The sequence below is a fragment of the Geminicoccus flavidas genome (assembly GCF_009806515.1).
Classification (GTDB): domain Bacteria; phylum Pseudomonadota; class Alphaproteobacteria; order Geminicoccales; family Geminicoccaceae; genus Geminicoccus; species Geminicoccus flavidus.
In genome coordinates this window covers 1-2,846 of sequence record NZ_WUJP01000970.1, presented here as the reverse complement: position 1 = coordinate 2,846, position 2,846 = coordinate 1, and the positions used below count along the sequence as shown (strand labels likewise).

At 71.4% G+C, this 2,846-nt stretch carries 2 protein-coding genes; both read left to right on the top strand.

Features of this window, described 5'->3' with window-relative positions:
* The coding region (locus tag EQG76_RS27795) for an SDR family NAD(P)-dependent oxidoreductase (RefSeq protein WP_159718312.1) at positions 1 to 1,949 on the top strand (1,949 nt) is incomplete at its 5' end.
* Between the two features lie 90 nt (positions 1,950 to 2,039).
* A partial coding sequence (locus EQG76_RS27790) for a beta-ketoacyl [acyl carrier protein] synthase domain-containing protein (RefSeq protein WP_200841182.1) occupies positions 2,040 to 2,846 on the top strand: 807 nt, incomplete at its 3' end.

The following is a 2,846-nucleotide window of genomic DNA, read 5'->3' as shown; positions in this document are numbered from 1 at the left end:
ACGGACCGGTCACCGGCCTGGACGTGCAGCGGATCGCAAGGGTGCTGGACGCCAAGGCCGGCGGTGCCCTGGTCCTGCATCGCCTGACATCCGGGCGGTGGCCCGGCCATGACCGGCTCGACCATTTCGTCCTGTTCTCCTCGATCGTGAGCCTGCTGCCCTCGGCCAGCCAGGGCGCCTATGCCGCGGCGAACGCGGTGCTCGACCGGCTGGCGCAGGAGCGGCGGGCCATGGGCCTGGCTGGACTCAGCCTCAATCTCGGCCCGGTCGACGCGGGCATCGGCCAGCGCATGGGCGAACGTGCGCACGAGGTCTGGCAGCATCACGGCATCGGCCGGCTCGATCCGGACGCCCTGGTGGCAGCCCTGCCGGAACTGCTGGCGACACCCTTTGCGCAGCGCGCCGTGGTCGACATCGACTGGGCCGTCTATGGCGGGACCGGCCAGGATGCTCCGGGCACAGCCCGGGCCAGCCTGGACATCGCCGGGCTGCAGGCGCTGCTGGCGCCGATCGTCGGCGTCGCACGGCCCGAGCTGCTCGACCCCGACGCGCCGCTCCTGTCGCTCGGCATCGACTCGCTGATGGCGGTCGAGTTCGCCCAGGCGATCGGCCGGGCGTCCGGCCGACCTGTGCCACGGACCTTCGTCTACAGCCATGCGAACCTGCGGGCCGCCGCCGAGGCGCTGCAGCGGCAGGCCGCCCCTGAAAGTTCCCAAGACAACACCCGGACTGCCCCGGCAGCCGGACCGACCGATGCGCTCGACCTGCTGGCACCCGCCTGGATCGCCATGCCTGCCCCGTCGTCTGTCGATCCGGGCGGCTGGCGTGTGCTCGGCGAGAGCAACTGTGCCACGGCATTGCGCCAGCGCCTGCCGCCCGGGGACGATCTGCTCGACATGCGACCCCTGGACGGGCTGCCGGACGGGGGCGAGGCCCGCCGCTGCCGGCTGCTCCAGCAATTCTCCGCCGAACTCCGCCGCTGCCTCGGCTCGTCGGCCCGGATGGCCTGGGTCTGCCGGGAGCAGGACGCGGAAGCGGCACTGCTCGACGGGCTGATCGCCACCGCGCGGACCGAGTATCCGGGCCTGCGGCCGCGTCGGATCCTCCTCCCCGCCGGGCTCGCCGATCCGGCGGCGGCGCTGGCGGACGAGCTTGGCCGGAAGGGTCACGAGCCGGTCGTGCTGCTGCAGGATGGTGTCCGCCTCGTCCGCCGGTTCCGGCCCGCAGCCAGCCGGTCCGACCCCGCCCCGATCCGGGCTGATGGGACCTATCTGGTGACCGGCGGCAGTGGCGGGATCGGCCGGATGATTGCGCGCGAGTTGCTGACAGCGGGGGGCGGCCGGGTCGCCCTGGCAAGCCGGCAGGGCCGCCTCCCGGACGATCTCGGACCGGATCCGCGACTGACCGCCCGTGCCTGCGACCTGGCCGATGGCGATCAGGTCGACGCGCTCCTGCGCGACCTCGCCGCTGCCGGGCCGCCGCTGCGCGGGATCTTCCATCTGGCGGGCGTCACCGCGGATGGCCTGCTGGCCAGCCAGGAGGTGGCGGCGATGCTGCCGGCCTTTAGGGCCAAGGTCGACGGCGCCAGGCATCTCGACCGGGCGAGCCGGGGCCTCCCGATCGAGCATTTCATGCTGTTCGGCTCGCTCACCATGCTGGCCGGGCTGACCGGTGCCGGCGCCTATGCGGCCGCCAACGCCGTGCTTCCGGCGATTGCCCGGGAGCGCATGGCCGCCGGCCTGCCGGCGCTGGCAGTCGCCTGGGGTGCCTGGGATGCCACCGGGATGGCACAGGCGGCGGTCCGATGGCGGGATGGCGATCTGCCGGTCCACCAGCCTGCAGCAGCGCTCGCCGCTTGGAGGCGTTGCCTCCATCTGCGCGGGCCCATGATAATTGTAACACCAGTCAACCGGTCAGTGACTGCATGGTTGCCGGAAGCAGAGTTATAATTTAGACGAATTACGGCAGAAATGGTGAAACCGGCCGTCTCCGTACGTGCGGCTGCAGGCGCCTCAAGAAATCCTGGGAGGGCGACGCCGATGGACGCTGGCGCAACTGGACGCTCAGCGCCCATTGCGGTGGTGGGCATAGCCTGCCGGCTGCCCGGCGCCGAGGATGGCGCCGCGAACTTCTGGAACCTCCTGGCCTCGGGCACCGACGCGGTGGCGCCGATCCCGCCCGAGCGTTGGGATCATCGCTCTTGGTATGACGCCGACCCAACGGCACCTGGCAAGACCCGCCAGTGCGAAGCCGGCATGCTCGGCCGGATCGACCGGTTCGATGGCGCGCATTTCGGCATCAGCCCGCGCGAGGCGGAGGCGATGGACCCGCAGCAGCGGATCCTGCTCGAGACCGTCTGGCAGGCGCTGGAGGATGCCGGCGAGCTTGGCCATCCCAGCCATGGCGGCCGGGTCGGCGTGTTCGTCGGCCTCTACAACAATAATTACGGCCTGATCGGCCGCGGCTCGCCTGAGCCTGCCGTGATCGGCGGCTGGTCGGCGAGCGGCACCCATACCAGTATCGCGGCCGGGCGGATCTCCTTCACCTTCGGCTTCACCGGCCCAGCCATCGCGGTCGACACCGCCTGCTCCTCGTCCCTGGTCGCCGTGCATCTGGCCATGCAATCGTTGCGCAACTGCGAGTGCGACCTCGCGATCGCTGCCGGAGTGCATCTCCTCCTTTCGCCGCTGGGCCTCGTCGCCAGCAGCAAACTCGGTGCCACCTCGCCGTCGTCGCGTTGCCGCCCGTTCGACGCCGCGGCCGATGGCTTCGCCCATGCCGAGGGCTGTGGCGTGGTGGTTTTGCGTCGAGCGGGAGCTGGGGTGCGGGCTCGGGCTTTGGTGCTG